The following is an 808-nucleotide window of genomic DNA, read 5'->3' as shown; positions in this document are numbered from 1 at the left end:
CGCGTGGGAACCCGCGCTGGTCCGAGGCCGTAAAGCGCAACGCCATCCGGGCCTCGTTCATTCATCCATGAACGCAAGGGCCACCATCGGTGCCCTGCGCCGTGGTGGTCGAGCCCCTGGGCTACCTGATTGAGGTGGTCGAGTGGTGGCAGACGGTGCCCGAGGGCGAGCCTGCGACCTTTGCCCTCAAGGTCGGGGTGCTGGACACCGGCATCAGCGAGGAGATGTATCAGGAGCTGACCCGGCTGATCGATGACGCCAAGCCCGTCAGTCGGCACATGACGGGCCTGGCGATCAGCCTGGAAACCTCCGGCGTTATCGGCTTCGGCGCCTATGTGGGGGAGGGCGAAGTGATCGATGTCTATCCACCCAGCCCCCGGGATATCGAGGTGACCGGCCGCTATGGCCAGGTCATGTGCATTGATGAAATTGACACCCTGGACGTGTACTCATGATCGATTCAAACAGTCAGTTCTTCGCCATCCTCACGGCGGTTGGGGAGGCAAAGCAGGCCAACGCCACGGCGCTGGGCGTTCCCTGGACCTTCAAGGAGATGGGGGTGGGGGATGCCAATAACACCGACCCCATTCCGGATCGCACGCAAACCCGGCTGATCAACGAATGGCGCCGGGCCCCGGTCAACCAAGTGCGCACGGATCCGGCCAACCCGAACGTGGTGATCGCCGAGCAGGTGATTCCCTCCGATGTGGGCGGCCGCTGGATCCGCGAGATCGCACTCTACGATGCAGACGGCGACATGGTCGCGGTGGCCAACTGCGCACCGAGCTTCAAGCCCTTGCTGGCCCAG

1 protein-coding gene and 1 pseudogene are annotated in these 808 nt (G+C 63.9%); both read left to right on the top strand.

What is annotated here, in order from left to right:
- Positions 1-455: pseudogene (locus M1B34_RS33595) on the top strand (phage tail protein I); the annotation flags it as partial.
- On the top strand, positions 452-808 hold a 357-nt coding region (locus M1B34_RS33590; protein WP_268267424.1), incomplete at its 3' end, for a phage tail protein. The pseudogene M1B34_RS33595 and the gene M1B34_RS33590, both read left to right, overlap by 4 nt.

Origin of the sequence: Pseudomonas morbosilactucae (genome assembly GCF_023241715.1) — a bacterium.
Classification (GTDB): Bacteria; Pseudomonadota; Gammaproteobacteria; order Pseudomonadales; family Pseudomonadaceae; genus Aquipseudomonas; species Aquipseudomonas morbosilactucae.
This window is presented reverse-complemented; position numbering and strand designations above follow the sequence as displayed.